At 71.3% G+C, this 26,242-nt stretch carries 18 protein-coding genes; 10 read left to right on the forward strand and 8 right to left on the reverse strand.

Annotated features, from left to right (window positions below):
- Window positions 1–27: 27 nt before the first annotated feature.
- From Bequi_RS11550 to Bequi_RS11565, 4 genes are all read left to right on the forward strand, one after another.
- Window positions 28–2,577 (forward strand): hypothetical protein, encoded by a 2,550-nt coding sequence (locus Bequi_RS11550; protein ID WP_249738090.1) that lies wholly within the window; start codon window positions 28–30, stop codon window positions 2,575–2,577.
- Window positions 2,574–3,116: a hypothetical protein gene (locus Bequi_RS11555; RefSeq protein ID WP_249738091.1), complete on the forward strand. Its 543-nt coding sequence runs from the start codon at window positions 2,574–2,576 to the stop codon at window positions 3,114–3,116. Before Bequi_RS11550 ends, Bequi_RS11555 begins: the two co-directional genes overlap by 4 nt.
- Window positions 3,117–3,302: 186 nt before the next feature.
- Window positions 3,303–4,385 (forward strand): thioredoxin-disulfide reductase, encoded by a 1,083-nt coding sequence (gene trxB / locus Bequi_RS11560; protein WP_430623118.1) that lies wholly within the window; start codon window positions 3,303–3,305, stop codon window positions 4,383–4,385.
- Between the two features lie 100 nt (window positions 4,386–4,485).
- Window positions 4,486–4,932: a hypothetical protein gene (locus tag Bequi_RS11565; protein ID WP_249738092.1), complete on the forward strand. Its 447-nt coding sequence runs from the start codon at window positions 4,486–4,488 to the stop codon at window positions 4,930–4,932.
- 3,295 nt (window positions 4,933–8,227) lie between these two features.
- On the opposite strand, the gene Bequi_RS11570 is transcribed toward Bequi_RS11565, so the two are convergent.
- From Bequi_RS11570 to rpmH, 8 genes are all read right to left on the reverse strand, one after another.
- Window positions 8,228–9,799 (reverse strand): ParB/RepB/Spo0J family partition protein, encoded by a 1,572-nt coding sequence (locus tag Bequi_RS11570; RefSeq protein WP_249738093.1) that lies wholly within the window; start codon window positions 9,797–9,799, stop codon window positions 8,228–8,230.
- Between the two features lie 93 nt (window positions 9,800–9,892).
- Window positions 9,893–10,765: a ParA family protein gene (locus Bequi_RS11575; RefSeq protein WP_249738138.1), complete on the reverse strand. Its 873-nt coding sequence runs from the start codon at window positions 10,763–10,765 to the stop codon at window positions 9,893–9,895.
- A gap of 61 nt (window positions 10,766–10,826) precedes the next feature.
- On the reverse strand, window positions 10,827–11,558 hold the full coding sequence (rsmG, locus tag Bequi_RS11580) for a 16S rRNA (guanine(527)-N(7))-methyltransferase RsmG (protein WP_249738094.1): 732 nt from the start codon (window positions 11,556–11,558) through the stop codon (window positions 10,827–10,829).
- Between the two features lie 20 nt (window positions 11,559–11,578).
- Window positions 11,579–12,301: a Jag family protein gene (locus tag Bequi_RS11585; RefSeq protein ID WP_249738095.1), complete on the reverse strand. Its 723-nt coding sequence runs from the start codon at window positions 12,299–12,301 to the stop codon at window positions 11,579–11,581.
- A 169-nt stretch (window positions 12,302–12,470) separates the two neighbouring features.
- Window positions 12,471–13,571, reverse strand: coding sequence for a membrane protein insertase YidC (gene yidC, locus Bequi_RS11590; protein ID WP_249738096.1), 1,101 nt, complete (start codon window positions 13,569–13,571; stop codon window positions 12,471–12,473).
- A gap of 94 nt (window positions 13,572–13,665) precedes the next feature.
- Window positions 13,666–13,974, reverse strand: coding sequence for a membrane protein insertion efficiency factor YidD (yidD, locus tag Bequi_RS11595; RefSeq protein WP_249738097.1), 309 nt, complete (start codon window positions 13,972–13,974; stop codon window positions 13,666–13,668).
- Complete coding sequence (gene rnpA, locus Bequi_RS11600; protein ID WP_249738098.1) at window positions 13,971–14,495, reverse strand: ribonuclease P protein component; 525 nt, start codon at window positions 14,493–14,495, stop codon at window positions 13,971–13,973. Before rnpA ends, yidD begins: the two co-directional genes overlap by 4 nt.
- A 43-nt stretch (window positions 14,496–14,538) precedes the next feature.
- Entirely contained in the window at window positions 14,539–14,676 is a 138-nt protein-coding gene (rpmH, locus tag Bequi_RS11605) for a 50S ribosomal protein L34 (RefSeq protein ID WP_249738099.1), read from the reverse strand.
- Window positions 14,677–15,065: 389 nt separating this feature from the next.
- Here rpmH and dnaA point away from each other — a divergent pair, with 389 nt between their 5' ends.
- From dnaA to gyrA, 6 genes are all read left to right on the forward strand, one after another.
- Window positions 15,066–16,850 (forward strand): chromosomal replication initiator protein DnaA, encoded by a 1,785-nt coding sequence (gene dnaA / locus Bequi_RS11610; RefSeq protein ID WP_249738100.1) that lies wholly within the window; start codon window positions 15,066–15,068, stop codon window positions 16,848–16,850.
- A 623-nt stretch (window positions 16,851–17,473) separates the two neighbouring features.
- Complete coding sequence (gene dnaN, locus Bequi_RS11615; RefSeq protein ID WP_249738101.1) at window positions 17,474–18,598, forward strand: DNA polymerase III subunit beta; 1,125 nt, start codon at window positions 17,474–17,476, stop codon at window positions 18,596–18,598.
- Between the two features lie 20 nt (window positions 18,599–18,618).
- Window positions 18,619–19,944, forward strand: coding sequence for a DNA replication/repair protein RecF (gene recF / locus Bequi_RS11620; RefSeq protein WP_249738102.1), 1,326 nt, complete (start codon window positions 18,619–18,621; stop codon window positions 19,942–19,944).
- Window positions 19,941–20,744, forward strand: coding sequence for a DciA family protein (locus tag Bequi_RS14410; protein ID WP_249738103.1), 804 nt, complete (start codon window positions 19,941–19,943; stop codon window positions 20,742–20,744). Before recF ends, Bequi_RS14410 begins: the two co-directional genes overlap by 4 nt.
- A 391-nt stretch (window positions 20,745–21,135) precedes the next feature.
- Window positions 21,136–23,316, forward strand: a complete 2,181-nt coding sequence (gene gyrB, locus Bequi_RS11630; RefSeq protein WP_347272003.1) for a DNA topoisomerase (ATP-hydrolyzing) subunit B — start codon at window positions 21,136–21,138, stop codon at window positions 23,314–23,316.
- Between the two features lie 61 nt (window positions 23,317–23,377).
- Complete coding sequence (gene gyrA, locus Bequi_RS11635) at window positions 23,378–26,242, forward strand: DNA gyrase subunit A (protein ID WP_249738104.1); 2,865 nt, start codon at window positions 23,378–23,380, stop codon at window positions 26,240–26,242.

The raw sequence follows: 26,242 nt of genomic DNA on the forward strand, positions 1-26,242 counted from the left end.
GGCGGGACCCCAGCGGAAGGACATGACGTGAGCGAACGATCCCATGAGGAGGCGGTGGCCAGCCGCTGGACCCTCGATGCGCAGATCCCGCTGGGCGGGGTCGCCGAGGGAGCCTCCTGGCATCGCGCCCGCATCGCCCGCACCGGAGAGGTCGTCACGCTCTTCCTCGTGCGCGGGGAGATGGCGCTCGAGACGGCCGACGCCGCCCGCCGCACTGCGCTCCTGGACAACCCGCGCCTCCTGCCCGTGCGCGAGGTGCTCGTGCTCGGGGAGGACGACGAGGACGCGGAGCCGCTGACGGTCGTCGAGTACCCGGCGCCGTCGGCCCCGCCGCTCGCGGCGCTCTTCGCTCAGGGCGCCCTGCGCGCCGAGACCGCGCGCTCCATCGTGGGCGAGGCCGCGACCGCGCTCGAGGCCGCACGCCGCCGGGGGCTGCGCCACCAGCACCTGGACTCCAACCGCGTCTTCGTGGACACGGCCAGCGGAGAGGTGAGCGTGCTCGGCGCGGGCGTCGAGGCGGCCTCGCATCCCGATGCGGAGCCCTCCGGCAAGATCGCCTCCTTCCTCGACACCACCGCGCTCGTGGCGCTGCTGTACCGGGGTCTGACCGGTGCCGCCCCGCGGCCCGACGCCCGCGGCCGGGTGCCGCGGCCCTCGCACGTCGTGGACTGGCGGATCCCCGCCGAGCTCGACCAGCTCTGCGCCTCGACCCTCAACGACACGGAGGACGACGTCCCGCTGACCACCCGGGATCTCATCGCGGAGCTGGGGCCCTGGCAGTCGATCCCGGTGACCCTCGAGGCCTACGACGCCGAGAGCGCCCACCGGCGCGCGGCGCGGCTCGAAGGCAGGGAGGGCGCGACCGGTGCGGCAGGTGAGGCGAGTGCGGCTGCTGCGCCCGCCGCTGCCTCTGCTCCTGCCTCGTCGGCACCGGAGCCCGCTGCCCCGACGTCGGTCGATCAGACAGCCCCGGACGCGGTCGAGGCCGCCCCGGCCGCGGCCAGCGCGGCCACCGCTGCCGCCTCGGCGCCCGTCGCTGCGCCTGCGACTGCTGCGCCGGAGACGACCCCGGATCAGACGCCCGCGCGCGCTTCCGATCAGGAAGCCGCGTCCGAGCCCACCGATCCCTACGAGGTGCTGGGGAGCGAGGCGACCGTCCCAGGGACCACGCACGCGGCCGCCGAGTTCGTCAGCGAGCTCGAGCTCGACCAGCACCGTCGGCCCTCCGCCTTCCCTGCGAGCCTGAGCATCGCCCCGGCTCCCGCGCCGGAGCCGACGCCGTCGCCTGCCGCGGAGGCGGAGCCCCGGATCCAGCCCGAGCCCCAGTCGCAGCCGGAGCCCCAGACCCGGACCCAGACCGAGCCCCACCCCCAGCCGACCCCGGCGGCCGATGGGCCGGAATCTGCGCTCGCGCAGGCCCCGTCGGCCTCGTCGGCCCCCTCGGCCCCGGCGGCTGCTCCCCAGCCCGCCTCACCCGAGACCGCCGCTGCCGCCGCCGGCGCTGCCCCCGCTGCGGTGTCCGGCGCCGCACTGGCCCCGGGCCTCGCGGCCGCCGCCGCTCCGGGCCGGACGGCCGGCCCCCGTTCCGCGAGCACCCCGGACGCGGAGCACCCCGACGACGGGGCCAGCGCGCGTGACCGCGACCGTGCGGCTGACGGTGCCCGCAGCACCTCCACCTCCACTTCCGCCGCCGCGCGCGACGCGGAGCCCCGCACCGAGAAGCTCTCCGCCGTCGCGGAGGAGTCCGCGCTGGCCGCGCCCGCGGGTCCGATCGTCGTGCCCGGTCGTGGGCGCTCCGTCACCGCGGCGCCCGCCGCCGGGGAGTCCTTCAGCCGGGGGGCGCTCGCGCGCGACGTCGTCGCCGTGGCTCTGAACAGCGACGATCCCGGCAGCGCCTTCGCCCGCACCCCGGCGGAGCCCGCGGAGCGCAGCCGCATCGCCCAGTGGATCCTGCTGGGGGCGGCGCTCCTGGTGATCCTGGCGCTGGTCTTCGCGGTCACCTCCGTCACCTCCGTCATGCGGCAGGGGGCCGACGGCCCCGTCCAGAGCGAGAACGCCGCGACGAGCGCCCCCGCGAACCCCAGCGCCGCCGCGGACGCAGGCGCGTCGGTCGCCCCGAGCGAGGCGGCCCCCGCGGCCGCCCCGGCGCCGACGATCAGCGCGGTGGAGGTCCTGGCCGACGGCGGGGATCCCGACCACCCGGAGGACTCGGCCGCGGTGACCGACGGCGACCCCGCCACGCGCTGGTCGACGCGCATCTACAAGACCGCCCAGTACGGGGGCCTGAAGGCCAACAATGCGCTGCGGATCTCGTTCGCGGGGCCGAGCACCCTGACGGCGCTGACCGTCACCACGGCCGGCGGCCAGGGCGGCGTGATGGAGCTGTATGCGCTGAACCCCGACGGCTCGCGCGGCGCGCAGCTCGCCACGGGCGCCTTCGCCGGGGAGGGCGAGGTGCGTCTGGCGCCGCCCGCCCCCGTGGAGGCCTCCAGCGTGGTCCTCGTGATCCCCGAGCTCCCCTCGGATGCGGAGAAGTCGGGATTCCGCGCGCGCATCGCGGAGCTGCGGGCCGAATGAGCGCTCCCGGGATCCGCCACCGGCGCCCCTCCTCCCGATCTGCGGAGGAGGGGTTCCGCGCGATCCATGTGGGCATCGCCCTGCTCGGCGCGGCGCTCGCGGGCCTGCTGCTCGCGTTCGCGCTGAGCCAGTCGACGTCGGACATCTCCCGGGGGACGAGCGCCGCCTCGATCGAGAACGTGAACACACCCGGGAAGAACGCCTCGGGCCTGCCCGTTGTCACGGAGACGACGCTCGGGACCGAGGTGCAGCGGCTGATCGACTCGGGGAGCACTCTGCAGGCTCCCGCGAACTTCGACGTGAACCGCTGTCTGCAGGCCCAGGGGTTCACGGATACGCCGCTGGTGATGGAGGAGATCGAATGGGGTGCGGATCGCGGCCGGTACTGGCTGATCGTCCACGCGCCGAACGAGCGCGACGCCCTGCGCGCCGGCGGCGGTCTCGTGAACGTCACGGTCGTCCAGCCCTCCTGCGGATCTGCGACGCCTCCCGCGGACTCACGGGCCTGGGCGGGCTCCGCGACTATCGGCGGGATCTGATCACCCCGCCGCCGCGCACATCCCGCCTCTCCCGCACCGTCCGACCCGCCCGGCCCGTCCGATCCGCGGAGCCCGGCCTTCCCGCCGCACTCCGACCGGATCGCCCCTCCTGACCCGCCCGCACCACCGACCCGCACCACGCCCGCACCGGCCTCACGACCGCCGGTCCGATGGAAGGAACCACCCGTGAACCAGCCGATCCAGGCCCTGAATCTCCTCGGCGATGTCACCGCCGTGACGCTCACCGAGCCCGCGGAGGAGACCCTCGAGACCCCCGCTCAGACGGAGCCGGCCGACGGCATCGTGCACGAGCTCGTCATCATCGGCTCGGGTCCCGCCGGGTACACGGCGGCGATCTACGCCGCGCGCGCCGAGATGAAGCCGATCGTGCTCGCCGGGGCGCTGGACGCCGGCGGCGCGCTGATGAACACCACCGAGGTCGAGAACTTCCCGGGCTTCACCGACGGCATCATGGGCCCGGAGCTCATGGCCACCATGCAGGCGCAGGCCGAGCGCTTCGGCGCCGAGATCCTCTTCGAGGACGTGGTCGATGTGCAGCTCGAGGGCGAGGTGAAGACCGCGACCCTGGACGACGGCACCGTGTACCGGGCGAAGGCGCTCATCCTCGCGACCGGCTCCGCCTACCGGGAGCTGGGCATCGAGGACGAGAAGCGCCTCTCGGGGCGCGGTGTGAGCTGGTGCGCGACCTGCGACGGCTTCTTCTTCAAGGACAAGGAGATCGTCGTCGTCGGCGGCGGTGACAGCGCGGTCGAGGAGGCGACGTTCCTGACGCGCTTCGGCAAGAAGGTCACGCTCGTGCACCGACGCGACGTGCTGCGCGCCTCCAAGATCATGGTGCGCCGCGCCGAGAACGATCCCAAGCTCACCATCGCCTGGAACTCCGAGATCGTCGCGATCAACGGTGCCGACCAGGTGGAGTCCGTGACGCTGCGGGACACGGTCACGGGCGAGGAGCGCGAGCTGCCGACGTCCGCCGTGTTCGAGGCGATCGGGCATGAACCGCGCTCCACGCTGTTCCAGGGCAAGCTCGACCTCGACGAGGAGGGCTACATCTCCGTGCAGGGCCGCAGCACCCGCACGTCGGTGGAGGGCGTCTTCGCGTGCGGCGACGTCGTCGACCACACCTACCGCCAGGCGATCACCGCCGCGGGATCCGGCTGCCAGGCGGCGCTGGATGCGGAGCGCTGGCTCGCGCTGCAGGCCGACCTCCCCGAGCAGGCCGCGACCGCCGGTGCCCGGGAAGCCTGAGCTGCCGAGCGCTCCGCCGGCCTCCGGGGAGCGTGAGGATCGAGAGGTCCTGACGCCATCGGAGGAGCGCGGGGATCGAGAGGTTCTCCCGCCTCCGGAGGTGGGTGAGGATCGAGAGATCCTCACGCCTCCGGTGGTGGCCGTCGTCGCCGCTCCCTGGGCGCTGCCCTCCGTCCCGGCGCCTCAGCTCCTGCGGGAGCTGCAGCGTCGCTGGGGAGGGTCCCTGCGCGCCCTCGTGCTCGATGCGGCCGACGACGCCCTGCTCGAGCGATTCGATGTCACTGCGCTGCCGACCTGGATCCGCCTGGAGCCCGCGGAAAGCGCCCGGCTGCGCACCGGGGAGGAGATCGAGGCCGACGGCCGCAGGGAGAGCGCTGCGGACCCATGGACGACGCAGGACGCGATGGGGAACCGGGTGGAGCTCAGCGGCACGTGGCGCGTCGTCGCGCGCATCGAAGGAGCGCTCGCGAAGTTCCAGGTGGAGGAGCAGCTCGGGGCGGGGTTCCGTGCGGCCGCCGGAGATGTCCACACTGACGCGCAGGGATAGCGTCTCTCCTCTACCTGCAGGATCGCTGCCGCCAGGCAAGTTATCCACACTCGGGGCCGCGGTTCTGCACTTGCGATCCACAGATATCCCCAACGTTATCCCCACTCGTGGATGTGGATGCCTACCATAGAGATCGGCCGCAGTGGACCGTCTCGCGGCCCTGACCTGCGGCTTTACTCACTCCGTGGCGCAGATCACATCGAGCGTCCCTCTCGCGATTCATCTTCCGTGCCTGAATGTGAGAACACCCCCATCCGCCAGCACGCTGATTTCCACACCGGAATGCACACTGTGCATTCCGCGCCTCCGGTGCTCGCCGGCTCCCTCATCCTGCCTGCCGCGGAACCGGGGCGCGGGTGCTGACGGGGAGCCGCTGCCGAACCGGCGATGGGCTCCGCCCCACCCGTTCCTGTCCCTGGGCCTGCTCCGCGTCCGGGCTTCATTCCCCGACCGCGGGGTGGCGCGCCAGGGTCTGGGGGGGGGTAGACGAGGGCCCCTGGACGGACGAGGGTGCTGAGGCGGTCTTCCGTCGAGCGTCGCGCGCTGCCCGACCTGGGCTGGCAGAGGGGACGCTGCCCGTTCCGCGCGGGGCGAGGCAGTACGCGCCCGGAGTCCTATACCCACAGACCCGCCGGCTCTCCCGTCCGTCCGTTCCACGTGAAACCTGGCCCCACCGCAGAAGGCCCGAGTGCGTCCATTCGTGACGTGAACTCCGTCCTGCCTCTCCTCGGCCGGTAGCGAGCACCTCGCTCACGCTGGAGATCCTGGGTAGCGCGCGACTAGGCGCTGACATCCGTCTCTCGCGCAGTGCCGGGAGTGCCGTCGCATTCCTCCGCATGGGCGGAGCCCCGGTCCGGTCGGTCGGCGGCGAGCCCAGCGCCCCTGCGGCGCCTGCCCACCACCGCTCATGTGCACGACTGAGGGGTTCGCTGCCCATCCTGTCCGTGAATGGTTCGCGTGGCACCGGCGGTTGCACGTGAAGCCAGCTGTTCCACGTGAAGCCAGCTGGTTCGCCTGAGGTGGAGGCCTCGAGCGGTCAGCGTGACGTAGGCAAGCCCACGCGGATCGCGCGAGCTAGGGGGCGGCACGCGCTGGGGCCCGGCACGGGCTGGGGTACGCCACGAGCTTGAGCTCAGTGCCATTGGGTTCCCGCAGCCTCGATCGAGCGAGCGACGCTCCCTGTACACAGACGCTCCCTGTACGCAAGAGCACCGCAGCAGCAACCGCGCTGCGCCGAGAGTCCACTCTCATCGATTCGCGCTCTCGTGGACGCCACTTGGAACGACCGCCTACTGAGATGTTCCACGTGAAACGGCGACCCGGTGCCGATCTCCACGCACTAGCGGCGTCCCAGAGTCGCCAGGCGTGTTCTCAGCCACGCGCACGGAGCGGCGTCGGCTACGCGTTTCACGTGAAACGGCGTCCACTCCGCCTTCCCGTCTCCGCAGCGGACGGCGGCTCCGTCCTGGCAAGCTTCAGAATCGACAGAGCCGCGCATTCACAACTGTGCCGTCCCTGATCCATGTACGCCTCATGCGCGCGCCGTACAGCGGTCAGCCTCTGTACGTCTCCATGAAGCACCCGGCCCCGGCAGCCACAACTGACCCATACGGTCACGGAATCGCTGCCCACAGGACCGGTGAGCCCGGGCCCAACTCCATTCACAAGGCCCCGGAAGCATGGCTGTTTCACGTGAAACAGTGCGTTTGCGATCCCGCCGGCCCGGGCTGACGGTCACAAGGTCCACGGGTCGTACGAACATCATCTCTTCAGGTTCGGCACGTCCGACCCCTGCCGTGGCTGCCCTCCGGAGCGCACGCGCACGCAGACACACCGCGGGCGTGGAGCACATGACTCCGTGGGCCGCTACTGGCAGCTGTTTCACGTGAAACGTCATCACACGGCTGTGGTGGCAGCACTCTGAGCCTGATCTCGCCATCGGAGCCGACCTCTGAGGACGCCGTTTCACGTGAAACGAGGGCCAAACCGCTTGTAGCGCTCCAGCGAGGGACCTTGGGAGCTACCTGCGATAGCTCAAACATCCTCCGGCAGTAGGTCAGCGTGAACCTCGCGAGGGGAGGCATCACCCAACTATCCACGGCGCAGCATGCCCACACTTCAAGATCCGCGTCTGCGTGCGTTGGTTTCACGTGAAGCCGCACCGCCTGCGTCCATCGCGAAGAGGATCAACAGCCGAACGCGCTGGCCCGCCCTGCTGTTTCACGTAAAACCTCGCGTACCCGTCACAGCTGCCGGCTGTCAGTCCTGACGCGCCCACCAGTACCTTCATTGGTTGCCGCAACGCCCTCGATTGAGCCCCAGAACGCCGGCTTTCGAGATGTGCCTTGTGGGCTCTGAGTGAACGCGGCTGTTCCACGTGAAACATCTAGGAGCGGAAGCTGGGATGCAGATCCACTCCGCGGGGGAATCCATCGTTTCCCGTCCCTTGTTGCTCCACCTCTGCCTGAAGCGGGAGCTGCCACGCCAGGCCGCCTAGCAAGCCCGTCCTTGCAAGGGCAGCACACGCGGATCTGACCACAGACATGGGGTGGTCGCTGCCAGCATTCACCACGGTGCTGCCACCCCAGGGGACTGCGCACATCACCGGGATGCGCCCCGCGGATGGCATGTTCCACGTGAAACCTAGGGTTGGGGTGCTCGAGAAGCTGAGATCGGGGGCCGGCATACGACTCCTCGCACCTCGCTCCTCGCACCTCCACCCTTCCCCATTCGACTGGTGGGAGCGCATTCGCCTTCCTCGTGCAGTGCCGTTGCAGTGCCGCTCCCCGGGGGAGGGGGCTGCGCCGCTCCGCCCCCGTGGTTCGAGCGTTCCACGTGAAACGGCCCCACCAGCGTGCACCAGCGCTCCCAATGGACTCCGCCGTGCGACTCCACGCGGAGCCCAACCTCGAGTGCAGCGCAGCGCAGCGCAGCGCAACCGGAGGAGCATCACCGAGCCGCTATCCACGCGCCGACCACGTCAGTCTCACGGCCCGGGGAGGGGTGGACCCGTAGCCTCTCCCGAGGACGCGGATGCCGGGGGCAGCTCGCGACGCCCGTCGACAGCCCCGCCGCACCCCGACCCGTCACGCGTCATGTCAAAGCGCACCGGCCTTCGCACACGCGACTCCGCAGACGCAGCACCGCACAGAGTCATCCCCACTGTGGACAACACCGTGCGCTCCGGTGCCGCTGTCCTCCCTGCGCGCACACCCCCGGTGTGCACGCACACAGAAAAGCGGATGTCTATGCATATCTATGCATAGACATCCGCTTTCGCCTCAGCGGCGCGGGGTCACTCCTGCGCGGAGCCCTCAGCGCCCTCCTCGATGCCCAGGCGGCCGATCAGGCGCTCCAGGTCCTCGAGGTTCGTGAACTCGAGCGTGATGCGCCCCTTCCGCTTGCCCAGATCGATCTTCACGGGTGTCTCGAGCTGGTTCGCCAGGCGGCTGGTCAGATCGACGACGCGCGGGTTGTACGTCGTCCGCCGGGGAGCGGGGCGCGTACCGGCAGGCTCCATGCCGCGGGAGACCAGACGCTCCACGGCGCGCACGGAGAGGCCCTCCGCGACGATCCGCTGGGCGAGCTCCTCCTGCAGCCGTGAATCGTCGACGGTCAGCAGAGCGCGCGCATGGCCCGCGGAGATGGCCCCGCTCGCCAGACGCCGCTGCAGGAGCGCCGGCAGGCGCATCAGGCGCAGGGTGTTCGAGATCTGGGGGCGCGAGCGGCCGATGCGCTCGGCGAGCTCGTCCTGGGTGCATCCGAAATCCTCGAGGAGCTGCTGGTACGCGGCGGCCTCCTCCAGGGGGTTCAGCTGCGAGCGGTGCAGGTTCTCCAGCAGCGCATCGCGCAGGAGGTCGTCATCGCTGGTCTCGCGGATGATCGCGGGGATCGACGCGAGCCCGGCGCGGCGCGCGGCCCGCCAGCGCCGCTCGCCCATGACGAGCTCGAAGGACTCCCCGGCGTCCGTCGCGGGGATGGGGCGCACGACCACGGGCTGCAGGACGCCCACTTCGCGCAGCGAGAACGCGAGCTCGTCGAGCTCCTCGTCGTTGAACATCGTGCGGGGGTTCCGCGGGTTCTCGCGGATCTCCTGGATCGGGATCTCCGCGAACTCCGCACCCGGCACCGGGAGCAGCTCCGTGGAGGACGCCGCCGCCGGGGCGTCGTCAGCGGCCTCGTCGGCCGCCTCCTCCGGCGCGGGAGCCGCAGCGGCGGTGCCGAGCGCTGCACCGTCCTGGGTCGCCTCCTCGGGGACCTGCGCGGCGCCCTGCGCGCTCTCGGGGCTCTGCGGGTCGCGGGTGGGCTCCTCGCGCGCCGGGAACCGCTCTGCGGGGCCGACGTCCACCACGGGGCTGTTCTCGCGCGCAGCCGCGGTCTCCGCAGCAGGAGCAGCCTGCTCCAGGGGCGCGCTCGCGCTCGGCGCCGTCCCTGCATCGGACGTCCCTGCATCGGACGTCACCGCGGACGACTTCGCAGCCGACGTCTTCGCAGCGGGTGCCTTCTTCTCCGCGGCGGGCTTCGCGGCCTGAGCCTTCGACGCCGGTGCCTTCGCCGCGGGAGCCTTCCCCGCAGCGCGGCGCTCGCGCACGGAGCGGGCCATGTCGCTCGCGATGTCGGTGCGCGCGGGGCGCGAGCGCCCGGCAGCGCCCTCGCGGGCGTCCTCACGCGCGTCGGCCGCGGGCTCCACGGGGTCTCCGGAGAAGAACATGTCGACCGGGCGCACCGAGGCTCCGGGCTCACCCGGCTCCGGGGCGGTCCGGGGGTGGCTGCGCGTGCGCAGGCCCTCCTCCGCCGGGGCGGGCTGGGGGGAGCCCCCGGGGATGAGAGCGCCGAGTCCGCGCCCGAGTCCACGCTTCTGCGTCATGTCCGTCCTCACTGCTCAGCATTCGATTCGGCCGCAAGGGCCTCGGCGCATCCTCGCGCCGTCATCCATCGGTCAGGGTGGTGCGTGCGGGCCTCACGCCACGGGGCGCTCGGTCAGCTCCTTCGCGGCCGCGCGGTACGCGAGCGCACCGCTGCTGGTCGGATCGTACGAGAGCACGGTCTGCCCGTAGCTCGGCGCCTCGGATATCCGCACGGAGCGCGGGATCGTCGTGGCGAAGGTCTGCTCAGGGAAGTGCGTGCGCACATCCTCGGCCACCTGCGCCGCGAGCCGCGTGCGGGCGTCGTACATCGTCAGCAGGATCGAGGAGACCACGAGCTCGGGGTTCAGGTGCTGGCGCATCAGGTCGATGTTGCGCAGCAGCAGCGTCAGCCCCTCGAGCGCGTAGTACTCGGCCTGGATCGGGATGAGCACCTCGCGGGCTGCGACCAGCGAGTTCACCGTCAGCAGCCCGAGGCTCGGCGGGCAGTCGATCAGCACGTAGTCCAGATGCCGCGGGCCCTCCCCCTCGGCGCCCTCGGCGGAGGCCAGGAAGTCCCGCACCGCTCCGCGCAGGCGGTTCTCGCGGGCGACCATCGAGACCAGCTCGATCTCCGCTCCCGACAGGTCGATCGTCGCCGGCGCGCACCAGAGGGTCTCGACCTCCTCAACGCGCTGGATCACCTCGCCCAGCGGCTGCGACTCCACGAGCACCTCGTACATGCTGGGCACGTCGGCGTGATGATCGATGCCGAGCGCCGTGGAGGCGTTGCCCTGCGGGTCCATGTCGATGACCAGCACGCTCAGGCCGCCCATGGCGAGCGCGGCGGCGAGGTTCACGGTGGTCGACGTCTTGCCGACGCCGCCCTTCTGGTTCGCGATCGTGATGATGCGCGTGCTCTGCGGGGCGTCGAACACGAGTCCCTCCAGTTCGCGGCGGCGGGCATGGTCGCGGGTGAGCTGCCGCATCAGCGGGGTGTCCTCGAGCGAGGCTCCGGCCCCGGCGGGCGCCGTCGATCCCTTGCGAGTCTCAGCCACGTCCGTCTCCCATCGTCGTCCGGTCGGCGCTGCCGCGTCCTGAGGCGCTGCGCCGCCGCACCCTGACCACTGTAGTGGGAACCTCCACGTCGCCGGCCCCGAGCACCTGGACCTGGGGATCCACGCCTCCCAGGCGCCGCAGCGCCTTCGCCGCGGCGTCGATCTCCTCGGCCGCGGAGCTGCCCTTCATCGCGATCAGCTCCCCGCCCTCGCGCACGAGGGGCAGGGTCCAGGTCGCGAGCTTGCCGAGCGCGGCGACGGCGCGCGCGGTCACCACGTCGAAGGACTCCTCGCCGTGCAGCTCCTCCGCGCGCGAGCGCAGGACGTCGTACTCCAGGCCCAGCTCCTCCCGCACCTCCTCGAGCCACAGCGCCCGACGCTGCATGGTCTCGATCAGCGTGATGCGCAGGTCCGGGCGCATGATCGCGAGGACCACGCCGGGCAGCCCGGCCCCGGAGCCGACGTCGGCCAGCGACCGCGCATCCGCGGGCAGGGCCTCCTCCATCAGCGCGCAGTTGATCAGGTGCCGCTCCCAGAGCCGGTCCACCTCGCGCGGGCCGATCAGCCCGCGCTCCACGCCGGCAGTGGCGAGCAGGCCGACGAACTGCTCGGCCAGAGCCAGGCGGTCGCCGAACAGGCGCTCCGCGAGCGGCCGCAGGCCCTCCGGCAGGGGCGGTGCCGCGGCCCGGGCGGCCTCAGGGGAGGGAAGGGTGGTGGAGCTCATCGCGATGCCGTGCGCCCGTGTCAGGACGCGGGGTGGATGACGACGTGGCGGTCCTTGCCATCGCCCTCGGACTCCGAGCGCAGTCCCGCCTGCTTGGCGACGTCATGGACGACCTTGCGCTCGAACGGGTTCATGGGGCGCAGGGCCACGGGCTCGCCGTCCTGCTTCACGGAGTTCACCGCGTCCTCGGCGAGCTGCTCGAGGGAGCCCTTGTGCTGCGCCCGGTAGCCGCCGATATCGAGCATGAGGCGCGAGCGGCTGCCGGTGCTGGACTGCACGGCCAGGCGGGTCAGCTCCTGGAGCGCGTCGAGCAGCTCGCCGCGGGGCTCGTTGAGCTTCGCGAGCTGCGTCGCGCCGCGGATCTCGACGGAGGCGCGGTCGCCGTCCACGTCGATGTCGATGTCGCCATCGAGATCGGCGATGTCCAGGAGCTCCTCGAGGTAGTCGGCTGCGATGTCGCCCTCCTCCTCGAGCTCCTTGATGCGCTCCTCGCGGGTCTTCGCCGGAGCGGCGTCCTCGCCCTCCGCGTCGCCTGCCTGCGCCTCGTCGCACGTCGGGCCGACGGGAGCGTCGGCGTCCTCGCCGGTCCCAGCGGGGGCGACGGGCAGTCGGCCCTCGTCCTCGGCGCCGGCCTCTGCCACGGGGGCTCCGGCCTCGCGGGCCGCCTCCGCGGTCTGCTCGGGGAGGGTCTGCTCGGCCTCCTCCTCGCGGGGGGTCAGGGACTCGGGATGGGTCTCGCTCATGATCGTTCTCCTTGGGATTGGGCCCGGCCGGGGAGTGCCGCGCGACGTCCGCGCGGGCCCGGCGACTGCGCTCAGGCGGGCTGATCGAGGGTGGGTGAAAAGATGCGGTGAAGAGAAGCGGGAAGCGGTGCCCGCCTGCCCGCGGAAAGCGGGCAGGCGGGCGAGGGGTTCAGCTGGAGCGGGGGCCGGAGCCCTTGGCGCCCTTGGCGCCGCGGCCCTTGGGGGCGGAAGCGGCGCTCGAGCCGCCCGCGGCCTTCCGGGCCGCTTCGCGCTCGGCCTGCGCGGCGCGCCGCGCCTCGCGGGCCGCCTCCAGGCGCTCCTGGTCGGTGAGCTTGCGGCCGCCCTTGGCCGTCTTCGTCTGCACGCGGATGGGCGCCTCCTCCACGGGGACGACCGGCTTCTTCGGCGTGAAGTCGATGGGCTCTAGGCCCTGGCGCTCGCGCTTGGCGTTGATGCGGGCGTGGCGCTGATCCTCGGCGGGCGAGCCCGGCGTCGGGTACGTCCACACGACGATGGCCTGCTGGAGCATGGTCCACACGCTCGTGGTGAGCCAGTAGACGAGCACGCCGATCGGCATGCCCGGTCCCGTGATCACGTAGATGAACGGGAGCATGTAGAGCATCATCTTCTGCGTGCTCGCCATCGGGCCCTCCAGGGCCGACGGCGGCATGTTCCGCATCGTCAGCTCCTTCTGGGTGATGAACGTCGTCGCGCACATCAGCGCGATGATGATGCCGGAGATGATGCGGGTCGACCAGCCGCCCTCGCCCGGGGCCAGGAAGGTGTCGGCGATCGTCGCGCCGTTGACGAGCACGCCGTGGTACGCGCTGGAGGCGAGATCGACGGTCAGCGGGCCGAAGGCCTCGCCGTTCGCGGCCTTGGGAAGCTGGTTGAACAGCACGCGGAACAGGCCGAAGAAGATCGGCATCTGCAGCAGGATCGGCAGGCAGGAGCTCAGGGGGCTGGCGCCGGCCTCGCGGTAGACCGCCAAGGTCTCCTCGCCCATCGCCTGCTTGGAGGCCTGATCGGTCTTGCCCTTGTACTTCTTCTGCACGGCCTGCAGCTGCGGGGCGACCGCCTGCATGGCCCGCGAGGAGCGGATCTGGCGGATGAACAGCGGCGTGATCAGCGTGCGGACCACGACCGTGAGGCCGACGATCGACAGCAGCCAGGTCCAGCCGGAGTCGGGGTCCATGAACAGGGACAGCAGGGCATGGAACTGCACCATGATCCATGCGACGGCCCACTCGATGGGATAGAGGATGTTCATCGGCCTGGTCTTCCTGTCGTCCGTAGGCGCATGACGCTCATGCGATGCGACGACTGCGGGTCGGGGTCTCGGTCAAGGGTAGGCCCTGGAGGGCTCATCCCCCCGCTCGAGAACGGCGATCGGGACGTGGGTCCGTCCACATCCCGGGGGCGGGGACCGGATCGATCCCGCCCCGGGTGAAGGGGTTGCAGCGCAGGATGCGCCAGGCCGTCAGGAGCACTCCCTTGACGGCCCCGTGCCGGTGCAGCGCATCCATCCCGTACTGCGAGCAGACGGGGTCGAAGCGGCAGGCCGGCGGGGTGTAGGGCGAGATGCCCACCTGGTACGCCCGGATGGGGAGCATCAGCAGGCGCCGCGGGAGCGTGCGCAGCGCGGGGCGCCCGTGCGGCCGACGGCTGCTCACGAGGCCCCGGGCTTCTGCGCGGCCGAACGCTCCCGCGCGGCCGTGGTGCTCTGCCCGGCATTCGTCGGCCCAGAGCTCTCCCGCCCAGCGCCTTCCTGCCCGGATATCGACGCCCGAGTGCTCGACTGCACTGCATTCGTCGACCCAGCGCTCGGAGTCCCTGCTGCGCTGCGCTGCTCCGCCTTGCGGGCGGCCGAGCGCATGGCGCCCCTGACCTCCTCCTCCAGTGCGGAGAAGGGGAGATCCTGGATGCCCGGCAGGGCGCGCAGCACTACATCGCTCCCGGCGGGGAGGGAGGCCAGCTCGCTGCGGAAGATCTCCCGCAGCCGCCGGGCCACGCGGTTGCGCACCACGGAGTTGCCGACCTTCTTGGATACGACGAATCCCACGCGGGGCCCGGGCTCCCCATCCGTGCGGATGACGAGGTGGGCGACCACGTGGGATCGTGCGGCGCGCGCTCCGCGCCGCGTGGCGGTGCGGAACTGCTCCGGAGTGCGCAGCCGGTGCCGGGACCAGGTCATGCTCCCGGCTCCGTCATCGCGCGCTCCGCGAACGGGCGGCGGCTCAGGCCGACAGCTCGGTGCGGCCCTTCGCGCGGCGAGCGTTGATGATGGCGCGGCCTGCGCGGGTGCGCATGCGTGCGCGGAAGCCGTGCTTGCGGGCGCGGCGGCGGTTGTTCGGCTGGAACGTGCGCTTGGACATCGGTTCTCCTCGATCGCGGCACTGGACGTGCCATAACGCGGTGGCAATGGGGTCGGCTGCACGATCACAGGAAGAGGGCGCTTGCTGAATCCATGGCCCGACCCGCGTTCGGTGCGACCAGTGGATTCGCGCGACTCCGCATCCGGGGGAAGGCACAGCGGCGACTGATCGATCTTAGGAGCGGCGGGAGCGCAGGTCAATGGAGCGAGGCCCTGGAGAGCGGACTGTGGCGGGGTTCTCACCCCCGGGGGTGCGCCAGCGCACTCCCGGGACCGGCCGCGAGGGCCGACGGAGCGCGGCCCTGTGCACAGCGTCGGGCGAGGGGTCCCCATGAGCGCCGCGCTTGTGGAAAACTGCGTGGACAAGCCGCCACCGATCCGGAGAGCCCCATGGACGATTCTGCCATCGACTACGACGCCACGTGGGACGAGACCGTGCGCATCCTGCGCCGCGACGAGACCGTCAGCGAGCGCGCCATGGCCTTCCTGACCCTCTCCCGGCTGATGGCGATCGTGGCCGACACCGCGCTCATCGCCGCGCCCTCCACCTGGGCGAAGGACCTTTTCGAGCAGCGGATCGCGGGGGCGCTGAAGCAGGCGATCTCCGAGGCCGCAGGCAGGGAGACGCGCTTCGCGGTGACCGTGGACGAGTCCCTCTTCGAGGACGACGAGCCCTCATCCGACCGTGAATCCGCGCGCCCGGCCCCTGCCCCCGGCGCCGCAGGGAGCGGCTCGGCGCCGCGATCCCCCGCTGTGGATGCAGATGTGGACAACTCGGCGCGGCCGGCCGGGACCTCGGCTACCCTGCCGGATCGCGAGCGCCCGTCGGCCCCCTCGCAGCTCCCGGAGCGGGACCGCCCCTCCGGTCGCGAGCGCTCCTCGGAGCCGGGCTCCCTCTCCGGCCCCCCTGCCGACGGCGACCGCGACGGCAGCCCGTTCATCGAGGACCGCAGCGCCGCGCCGACCGAGGTCGAGCGCGAGCGCGCCGAAGCGGCCGCCTGGTTCGGGGAGGACGAGGCGGGCTCCGGCCCGTCGGCCCCCGCGCGCAGCCCCTTCGTGCCCGGGCGGATGCGCCCGCAGCCCCAGGGCGAGGACGGCGCCGAGAGCACGCTCGGCTCCGAGTCGCGGCTGAACGCGAAGTACACCTTCGACACCTTCGTCATCGGCGCCTCGAACCGCTTCGCGCAGGCCGCGGCCTCCGCGGTCGCCGAGGCGCCCGCGCGCGCCTACAACCCCCTGTTCATCTACGGCGGCTCGGGCCTCGGCAAGACCCACCTGCTCCACGCGGTCGGCCACTACGCGCAGTCCCTCTACCCGGGCATCGAGGTGCGGTACGTGAACTCCGAGGAGTTCACCAACGACTTCATCAACTCCATCCAGTCCGGCCAATTCGGCAAGGCGCAGGACTTCCACCGCCGCTACCGCGACATCGACGTGCTGCTCATCGACGACATCCAGTTCCTGCAGCGCGCGCCGGAGACGATGGAGGCCTTCTTCCACACGTTCAACACGCTGCACAACCAGAACAAGCAGATCGTCATCACCTCGGACCTGCCTCCCAAGCAGCTCGGCGGCTTCGAGGACCGCATGCGCTCGCGCTTCGAGATGGGCCTGATGACCGACGTCCAGCCGCCGGATCTGGAGACCCGCATCGCGATCCTGCGCAAGAAGGTCGCGATGGAGGGCACCCAGGAGGTCCCGCGCGACGTCCTGGAGTACATCGCCTCGCGCATCTCCTCGAACATCCGCGAGCTCGAGGGCGCCCTGATCCGCGTGCAGGCGCTGCACTCCCTGTCCCGCCAGCCGATGGACGTCTCGCTCGCCGAGAGCGTGCTCAAGGACCTCCTCGCCCATGACGACGCGGGAGAGGTGACCGCAGCGACGATCATCGCCCAGACCTCCGCCTACTTCGGGCTGACGGTCGAGCAGATCACCGGCAGCGCCCGCACCCGCGTGCTCGTCAACGCCCGCCAGATCGCGATGTACCTGTGCCGCGAGCTGACCGACATGCCGCTGATCCGCATCGGGGACGAGTTCGGCGGGCGCGATCACACCACCGTCATGCATGCGAACAAGAAGATCGCCGAGCTGATGAAGGAGCGGCAGGCGATCTACAACCAGGTCACCGAGCTCACCGCCCGCATCCGCTCGAGCAGCCCGCACTCCCCGGCCTGAGCGGAGCGGCCGCTCTCGCGGGTCAGCTGCACGAGCGAGGGCGAGGAGGAGGGGCCATCGAGGCGCTCCGAGAATGACATCCCTGTATCTCTGCACGTCATCCCCATTGTGAACAACTCTGTGGATAATGTGGAGCACTGCAAGCCTGCGCACGAGCCGATGTGCATCGATCTGCGTCCCCTCACTGCCGCTGCACCGCGTTCATACACAGTGATCCCACCATCGCCCCGCTGCCGTCCACGATGCGCTCACTCCTCCTGTCTCGTCTGTGACCTGCAGTGATGCACGTTCTCCACAGGATCAACAGCCGTGAAGAAGAGGTTTCCTGTTCTTTCGCCGCTGTGTGTGTGGAGAAGTCGAGGGCTGGAGGGGCAGGGAGCGCCCGGCGGGTGGTCCGGAGAGGGCCTGGAGGTGGGGATGTGGCATCGGGGAGGGTCTCAGGGCCCCTCACCAGGAGAATGTCAAGCGTGTAATTCGGCGTGTCGCATGAGAGGCCTCAGAGCGGATACCCTTGCGGTCCTACCCTGCGCGACCCCTCGGCGCCGGTGCGCCCGGCCTCGGTCGGGAGCCGCCCGCGAGAGGCGCGCAGACCGAGCTCGACCACCTTCGAAGGAGTGGCAACGGTGAAGTTCCACCTTGATCGCGGCGTCCTGGCGGATGCCGTCTCCTGGGCCACCCGGACCCTCCCCGTCAGGCCGGCGATGCCGATCCTCCAGGGCGTGCGCATCGTCGCGAGCCCCTCGGGAGAGCTGCAGCTGTCGACCTTCGACTACGAGGTCAGCGCCCAGATCACGATCGCCGCCGAGGTCGAGCAGGCCGGCGAGGTCCTCGTCCAGGGACGCATGCTCTCGGACATCGTCCGCGCCCTCCCCCACAAGACCGTCTCGGTGGCCCTGAACGGCACCAAGCTCGACGTGACCTGCGGCAGCGCGGCCTTCAGCCTCGCCACCCTCCCCGTCGAGGAGTACCCGCAGCTGCCCGAGATGCCGCCCGTCGCCGGCACCGTGCAGGCCGACCTCTTCGCCGAGGCCATCTCCCAGGTCACCGTCGCCGCCTCGAAGGACGACACCCTCCCGCTGCTCACCGGCGTGCGCGTGGAGATCGTCGGCGAGAAGATGACCCTGATGGCGACCGACCGCTACCGACTCGCGATGCGCGAGCTCACCTGGCAGCCCTCGCGCCCCGACCTCGAGATCACCGCTCTCGTGCGCGGCCGCACCCTCCAGGAGGTCGCCCGCTCGCTCTCCGGCGGCGGCAGCGTGCAGATCGCCCTGTCCGAGGAGTCCGGCGCGAACCTCATCGGCTTCGAGGCCGGCGGCCGCCGCACCACCTCCACCCTGGTCGACGGCGACTACCCGCCCGTGCGCCGGCTCTTCCCCGCGCAGAGCCCGATCGCGGCGGTCATCGCCACCGCCCCGCTCATCGAGGCCGTCAAGCGCGTCTCCCTGGTCGCCGAGCGCAACACCCCCGTGCGGCTCTCCTTCGTCGACGGCGGCGTGACCCTCGAGGCCGGCGCCGGCGACGACGCCCAGGCCTCCGAGGCGATCGAGGCGCAGCTCGACGGCGAGGAGCTCGTGGTCGGCTACAACTCGGGCTTCCTGCTCGACGGGCTCGGGGCGCTCGGCACCGACTTCGCGCGGCTGACGTTCACCGACTCGATCAAGCCCTCGGTGATGAGCGGCCAGGAGTCCCTCGAGGGCGCCGTGGACGGCGACTACAAGTACCTGATCATGCCGATGCGGATCTGACCGGGGGCGGTGACCCCCGCGTGCATCTGACCTCTCTCGCCCTCACGGACTTCCGCTCCTACGCGCAGCTCGAGCTGCCGTTCGCGCCGGGGATCACCGTGCTCGTCGGGCCGAACGGGCAGGGCAAGACCAACATCGTCGAGTCGCTCTGGTACCTCGCGACCCTGTCCAGCCACCGCGTCCCCCACGACGCCGCGCTCGTGCGCCGCGGACAGAGCACGGCGATCATCCGCGCCTCGTTCGTGCGCGCAGGCCGTCCCCTGCAGGTCGACCTGCAGCTCACCCCCGGCAAGTCGAACCGCGCCAGGGTGCAGGGGCAGAACCTGAACCGGCTGCGGGACCTGCTCGGTGAGGTGCGGGCCGTGCTGTTCGCCCCCGAGGATCTGGGGCTCGTGAAGGCTGATCCCGAGGGCCGTCGGCGCTTCCTCGACGAGCTGCTGTTCCTCATCGCCCCGCGCTTCGCAGGCGTCAAGGCCGACTACGACCGCGTGGTGAAGCAGCGCAGCGGCCTGCTCAAGCAGATGCGCACGATGCGCCGCGGCGGCTTCGGACGGGGTGTGGGGGGCCTCGATCCCGAGGAGACCGCGGCCAGCACCCTCGAGGTCTGGGACGGGCAGCTCGCCCGCCTCGGCGCCGAGCTCCTGCGCGCTCGCCTGCACCTCGTGAACCGGCTGCGCCCGCACGTGGGCTACTCCTACCTGCGGGTCGCGACGGATGCGGGGGCCGAGGAGGCCCTGGATCTCCTTCCCGCCGACCGCGGCGCCGTCGACTCCCCGGCCGACATCGCCTACCGCTCCGCCGTGATCGATGCGATCGGCCCGGCCGAGGGCGAGCTGCCGAGCCTGCGCGCGCTCCACGACGCCCTGCTCGCCGAAGCCGCCGCCGTGCGCGGCGACGAGATCGACCGCGGAGTGACCCTCGTCGGCCCGCACCGCGATGACCTGGAGATCCGCCTGCACGACTCCCCCGCCAAGGGGTACGCGAGCCACGGCGAGAGCTGGTCCCTCGCGCTCGCCCTGCGGCTCGGCTCCTACGATCTGCTGCGCCTGGAGGAGGGGGACCTCGGCGACGGGGAGCCGATCCTCGTGCTCGACGACGTCTTCAGCGAGCTCGACGTGCACCGCCGCGAGCGCCTCGGCCGGATCATCTCCGGCGCCCGCCAGGTCATCATCACCACCGCCAACGACTCCGACATCCCCGCCTCCCTCGCCGGGGCGATCCAGGTGGTCGACGTCGAGCTCGGCAGCGCGACCCCGCGGGAGGGCTCAGCCGGCTCTCTCGCGGCAGGGGGCGCCGGGATCCCGGCGCCGGGCGCGACGAGCTCGGGCGCGGCGGGCACCTGGTGAGCGCGAACCCGTACAGCGCAGGAGCGAACCCGTACGACCTCGGCACCTGGCAGGGGCGAGCGCAGGGGACGGTGCCCGGATCCCATGCAGCGTCCGGATCCCGCGCGGCGACCGGAGGGGCCGACGCCGCCGATCGCGGGGCAGGTGCCGACCCCGGGGCAGGTGCCGACGACGGCGCTGCGCAGCCGCCCGCGGATCCCTGGCCCCTCGCCGTTCCCGGCAGTCACGCCGTCGCGACCGGGGCTGCCGACGTCCTCTACGACCCGCCGGAGCTCCCGCGCGGGGCCGACAGCTTCGAGCTCGCGCGGCGCACGGTGAACCGCTCGCGCGCGGCCGCTCGCGACCGCGGGCTCTTCCCGATCTCGGCGAAGATGCAGGCCAGGGACGCGCGCGACCGCTCGGGCAGGGCCCCGGGATACTCCGGCGCCCGCCCGGACCCGCGCGATCCGCAGGGGCTGATGAACGTGATGAAGCGCGTGCTCGGCGATCTCGGCTGGACGGAGGGGATGAACTCCGGGCGCGTGCTCGAGGAGTGGGACGAGATCGTCGGCGAGCAGGTCTCCGCGCATTGCCGCCCCGTGTCGCTGGACGACGGGGTGCTCGTGGTCTCCGCGAGCTCCTCCGCCTGGGCCACCCAGATGCGGATGATCTCCCCGCAGCTCATCTCCCGCATCGAGGAGCACGTGGGCGCGCACGTCATCTCCGAGCTGCGCGTGACCGGCCCGGCCGCCGCGCAGCGCACCTGGAAGAAGGGCCGGCGCACCGTCACCTGGCGAGGGCCGCGCGACACCTACGGCTGAGGCGGGCTCCCTCCGCCCCGTCGGCCGCCCGCTCGAAGCGCCCGGCGCCGTCCCGTCAGAGGCCCCCAGAGGCTCCAGGAGTCCGGGATGAGGATCCACCCCCGTCGGCCCCTCTCCCGGAGCGTCCGAGAGGCCGCAGAAGGGCGCTCAGAGCCGATTCTGTGGCGCAGCCCCCGCGTTTCCAGGGCCGCGGTGCGTGAAAAAGGCCCTGGGAGACGCTAGAATGGATGCGTTCGGCCGGCACGGCCCGCGCGTGCGGGAGCGGTCAGTGCGCCTCGCGGCGCGCCCGCGAGTGTCCGGCCGCTCCGCATGTCTCCCCCGGAGCTGGGATGCGCCGCCTCGCGGCAGGCGCCCTGGTGCACCGGGATCCCTAGCCGAGGAGCGAACCCGCGTGAGCGACAGCGCCACCACCGCGACCACCCCCGATCCCAGCGACAGCGCCGCACCGCATCCCGCGCCGTCGGCAGCGGAGAACGCCGCGCACGCCCCCGAGCACTACGAGGCCAGCGACATCACCGTCCTCGAGGGCCTCGAGGCGGTGCGCAAGCGCCCCGGCATGTACATCGGCTCCACCGGTGAGCGCGGCCTGCACCACCTGGTGTGGGAGATCGTCGACAACTCCGTCGACGAGGCGCTCGCCGGCCACGGCGACTCGATCGAGGTCACCGTGCGCGCCGACGGCGGCGTGCGGGTCGTCGACCACGCTCGCGGCATCCCCGTGGACATGCACCCCACCGAGAACAAGCCCGCGGTCGAGCTGGTCCTCACCGTGCTGCACGCCGGCGGCAAGTTCGGCGGTGGCGGCTACGCGGTCTCCGGCGGCCTGCACGGCGTCGGCTCCTCCGTGGTGAACGCGCTGTCCTCGCGCATGGAGGTCGAGATCCGCCGTCAGGGCCATGTGTGGCGCCAGGCCTACTCGCGCGGCGTGCCGCAGGCACCGCTCGAGAAGGGCGAGGAGACCGACGAGACCGGCACCACGATCACCTTCTGGGCCGATCCCGAGATCTTCGAGACCACGACCTACGACTTCGAGACGCTGCGCAAGCGCTTCCAGCAGATGGCCTTCCTCAACAAGGGCCTGAGCATCACCGTCACCGACGAGCGCCCCGCCGCGGAGCCGGAGGAGGACGACGAGGAGATCGACGTCGAGCGCGCGGCCGAGAAGGCGAGCCGCGAGCAGGCCGAGCAGCCGTCGGACGGCGGCGCGGAGGGCGAGAAGGGCCCGAAGCAGGCGCCCGTCGGCACCCTCATCACGACCCCCGAGGGCTTCGCCCGCGTCACCTACCTCTACAAGAACGGCCTCAAGGATTTCGTCGCGCACATCAATGCCGCGAAGCGCGCCGAGGTCGTCCACCCCGACATCATCGACATCGAGGCCGAGGACCGCTCCTCGATGATCTCGGTGGAGATCGCGATGCAGTGGACCGGGGCGTACACCGAGTCCGTGCACACCTACGCGAACACGATCAACACCCACGAGGGCGGTACCCACGAGGAGGGCTTCCGCTCGGCGCTGACGGGCGTGGTGAACCGGTACGCGAAGGCGCAGAACATCCTCAAGGACAAGGATGCGAACCTCACGGGCGACGACATCCGCGAGGGCCTGACGGCCGTCATCTCGGTGAAGCTCGGCGAGCCCCAGTTCGAGGGCCAGACCAAGACGAAGCTCGGCAACACCATCGCCCGCACCTTCGTCTCCAAGGTGATGACCGACCAGATGAACGACTGGTTCGAGTCCCACCCCAGCGAGGCGCGCGACATCGTGCGCAAGGCCCAGTCGGCCGCGCTCGCCCGCGAGGCGGCCCGCAAGGCGCGCGATGCGACCCGGCGGAAGTCGCCGCTGGAGACCGGCGGCATGCCCGGCAAGCTGCGCGACTGCTCTTCGCGCAACCCTGCGGACTCCGAGATCTTCATCGTCGAGGGCGACTCGGCCGGCGGCTCCGCCGTGCAGGGCCGCGATCCGCGCACCCAGGCGATCCTCCCCATCCGCGGCAAGATCCTGAACGTCGAGAAGGCGCGTCTCGACCGCGCGCTGGACAACATGGAGGTGCGCTCGCTGATCACGGCGTTCGGCACCGGGATCGGCGAGGACTTCGACGCCACGAAGCTGCGGTACCACAAGATCGTGCTGATGGCCGATGCCGACGTCGACGGCCAGCACATCTGCACCCTGCTGCTGACGCTGCTGTTCCGCTACATGCGCCCGCTCATCGAGCTCGGCCACGTGTTCATCGCGATGCCGCCGCTGTACCGCCTGAAGTGGTCCAACGCCCCGCACGACTACGTGTTCAGCGACGACGAGCGCGACGAGCGCCTGCGCGAGGGCCGCGCCGCCGGCAAGCGCATCCCCAAGGACAACGGCATCCAGCGCTACAAGGGCCTGGGCGAGATGGACTGGAAGGAGCTGCAGTCCACCACCATGGACCGCGCCTCCCGCACTCTCAAGCAGGTCACCGTCGACGAGGCGGCCGACGCCGACACCGTCTTCTCGGTGCTCATGGGCGATGACGTCGAGTCCCGCCGCCGCTTCATCCAGGAGAACGCGAAGGACGTCCGCTTCCTCGACATCTGAGGCAGCGGCCCGCCGTTCCCCCTTCCGCAGCTGACATCTCGCCCGAGAAAGGCGTTCCCTCATGAGCGACACCCCTCAGGACCCCGGCACTCCCGACACCCCCGATGCCGACGGCCCCACCCCCATCGAGGCGAGCGAGGCCGCCGAACGCGTGATCACGCTCGTCGACCCGATCGACGAGGGCGAGGCCGACCTCATCACCCAGGTCGACCTGAACCAGGAGATGCAGCGCTCCTTCCTCGACTACGCGATGAGCGTGATCGTGGACCGCGCCCTGCCCGACGTGCGCGACGGCCTCAAGCCCGTGCACCGCCGCATCGTCTACGCGATGTACGACGGCGGCTACCGCCCCGAGCGCTCCTTCTCCAAGTGCGCGAAGGTCGTCGGCGACGTCATGGGCGGCTACCACCCCCACGGCGACTCCGCGATCTACGACGCCATGGTGCGCCTCGTGCAGCCCTGGAACATGCGCTACCCGCTGATCCTCGGCCAGGGCAACTTCGGCTCCGCGGGCGATGACGGCGCGGCCGCGTCCCGCTACACCGAGTGCAAGATGGCGCCGCTGGCGATGGAGCTCGTGCGCGACATCGACAAGAACACCGTCGACATGCGCGACAACTACGACGGCACCCTCCAGGAGCCCGTCATCCTCCCCGCGCGCTTCCCGAACCTGCTGGTCAACGGCTCGGCGGGCATCGCCGTCGGCATGGCCACGAACATCCCCCCGCACAACCTGCGCGAGGTGGCCGACGCCGCCCAGTGGTTCCTGACGAACTACGAGGCGACGAAGGAGGAGCTGCTGGATGCATGCCTCGCGCGCATCAAGGGCCCGGACTTCCCCTCGGGCGCGACGATCCTCGGCACCAAGGGCATCGAGGAGGCCTACCGCACGGGCCGCGGCTCGATCACGCAGCGCGCGGTCGTCTCCACCGAGGAGATCAACGGGCGCATGTCGCTCGTGGTCACCGAGCTCCCGTACCAGGTCAACCCCGACACCCTCGCGCGCAAGATCGCCGAGCTCGTGAAGCTCGGCCGCCTCACCGGCATCGCCGACATCAACGACGAGACCTCCGGCCGCACCGGCCAGCGCCTCGTGCTCACCCTGAAGCGCGACGCCGTGGCGAAGGTCGTCCTGAACAACCTCTACAAGCAGACGCAGCTGCAGGAGAACTTCTCCGCGAACATGCTCGCGCTCGTGAACGGCGTGCCCCGCACCCTCGCGATCGACACGTTCGTGCGCGAGTGGGTCAAGCACCAGATCGAAGTGATCGTGCGCCGCACCCAGTACCTGCTGGACGAGGCCGAGCGCCAGATCCACATCTACCGCGGCTACCTCAAGGCGCTCGATGCCCTCGACGAGGTCATCGCCCTGATCCGCCGCTCCCCGGACGCCGACCAGGCCCGCACGGGTCTGATGGAGCTGCTGGACATCGACGAGGTCCAGGCCAACGCCATCCTCGCCATGCAGCTGCGGCGCCTGGCGGCCCTGGAGCGCCAGAAGATCATCGAGGAGCACGATCGCCTGCAGGCGATGATCGAGGAGTACAAGGCGATCCTCGCCTCCGACGCGCGCCAGCGCGAAATCGTCTCCACGGAGCTCGCGGAGATCGTCGGCCGCTACGGCGACGACCGACGCACCCAGATCCTGCCCTTCGACGGCGACATGTCGATGGAGGACCTCATCCCCGAGGAGGATGTGGTCGTCACGATCACCAAGGGCGGGTACGTCAAGCGCACCCGCACCGACCAGTACCGCGCCCAGAAGCGCGGCGGCAAGGGCGTGCGCGGGGCTTCGCTGCGCACGGACGACGTGGTCGAGCACTTCTTCACCACCACCACGCACCAGTGGCTGCTGTTCTTCACCACCCAGGGCCGCGTCTACCGTGCCAAGGGCTATGAGATCCCCGAGGCGCCGCGCGATGCGAAGGGCCAGCATGTCGCGAACCTGCTCGCCTTCCAGCCCGAGGAGCGCATCGCCTCGGTGCTCGCGATCTCCTCGTACGAGGACGCCGAATACCTGGTGCTCGCGACCCGCCGAGGCCTCGTGAAGAAGACCGCGCTGACCGCCTTCGACTCCTCCCGCGCCGGCGGCATCATCGCCGTGAACCTGCGCGAGGTCGAGACCGAGGACGGCCCGACGACCGACGAGCTGATCGGCGCGCGCGTCGTCAACAGCGACGACCACCTGCTGCTCGTCTCCCGCAACGGCCAGTCCGTGCGCATGCCCGCCTCCGATGACGTGCTGCGCCCGATGGGCCGCGCCACCAGCGGCGTCACCGGCATGAAGTTCCGCCACGACGACGAGCTGCTCGCCCTGGACGTCGTGCGCCCGGGCACGTTCGTCGTCACCGTGACCGACGGCGGCTTCGCCAAGCGGTCCGACATCGACGAGTACCGCCTCCAGGGCCGCGGCGGCCTCGGCATCCGCGTGGCGAAGCTGCCGGACGACCGCGGGCACCTCGTCGGCGCGGCGGTCGTCGAGGAGACCGACGAGCTGCTCGTGGTGATGGAGAAGGGCAAGGTGGTGCGCTCGCGCGTCGCCGGGATCCCCGTCAAGGGCCGCACCACGATGGGCGTCGTCTTCGCGAAGCCCGACAAGGGCGACCGCATCGTGCTCGTCGCCGTGAGCGCCGAGTCCGCGGTGGACGAGGACGCGGCCGACGGTGCTGAGGGTGGTGGCTCTGGCGACGGCGGCGCGGATGCCGAGGGCGCGCGCAGCGTCGACGGCGCGCACGTCGCGGCGGAGGTCGCCGGCGGCGAGGACATCGGCGGGGTCGATCCCGACCGGATCCGCACCGATCTCGATGTCGATGACGAGGCCGACGGCGCTCCCGAGCAGGGCGCAGGCGATGCTCTAGGCTCTGTGGAGTCCGCGGACGACTCGGACGACGCCGCCGCCCGCGGCGACGACTTCCCCAAGGAGTGA

The sequence above is a fragment of the Brachybacterium equifaecis genome (assembly GCF_023509525.1).
GTDB classification, from domain to species: domain Bacteria; phylum Actinomycetota; class Actinomycetes; order Actinomycetales; family Dermabacteraceae; genus Brachybacterium; species Brachybacterium equifaecis.

Bases quoted from the DNA above. Each gene is read 5' to 3' on its own strand.
- yidC (WP_249738096.1), bottom strand. From the start codon at position 13,571: ATGAACATCCTCTATCCCATCGAGTGGGCCGTCGCATGGATCATGGTG.
- rpmH (WP_249738099.1), bottom strand. From the start codon at position 14,676: ATGTCCAAGCGCACGTTCCAGCCGAACAACCGCCGCCGCGCCCGCAAG.
- rsmG (WP_249738094.1), bottom strand. From the start codon at position 11,558: ATGAGCTCCACCACCCTTCCCTCCCCTGAGGCCGCCCGGGCCGCGGCA.
- Bequi_RS11575 (WP_249738138.1), bottom strand. From the start codon at position 10,765: ATGCGGCAGCTCACCCGCGACCATGCCCGCCGCCGCGAACTGGAGGGA.
- Bequi_RS11570 (WP_249738093.1), bottom strand. From the start codon at position 9,799: ATGACGCAGAAGCGTGGACTCGGGCGCGGACTCGGCGCTCTCATCCCC.
- Bequi_RS11585 (WP_249738095.1), bottom strand. From the start codon at position 12,301: ATGAGCGAGACCCATCCCGAGTCCCTGACCCCCCGCGAGGAGGAGGCC.
- dnaA (WP_249738100.1), top strand. From the start codon at position 15,066: ATGGACGATTCTGCCATCGACTACGACGCCACGTGGGACGAGACCGTG.
- gyrA (WP_249738104.1), top strand. From the start codon at position 23,378: ATGAGCGACACCCCTCAGGACCCCGGCACTCCCGACACCCCCGATGCC.
- rnpA (WP_249738098.1), bottom strand. From the start codon at position 14,495: ATGACCTGGTCCCGGCACCGGCTGCGCACTCCGGAGCAGTTCCGCACC.
- Bequi_RS11555 (WP_249738091.1), top strand. From the start codon at position 2,574: ATGAGCGCTCCCGGGATCCGCCACCGGCGCCCCTCCTCCCGATCTGCG.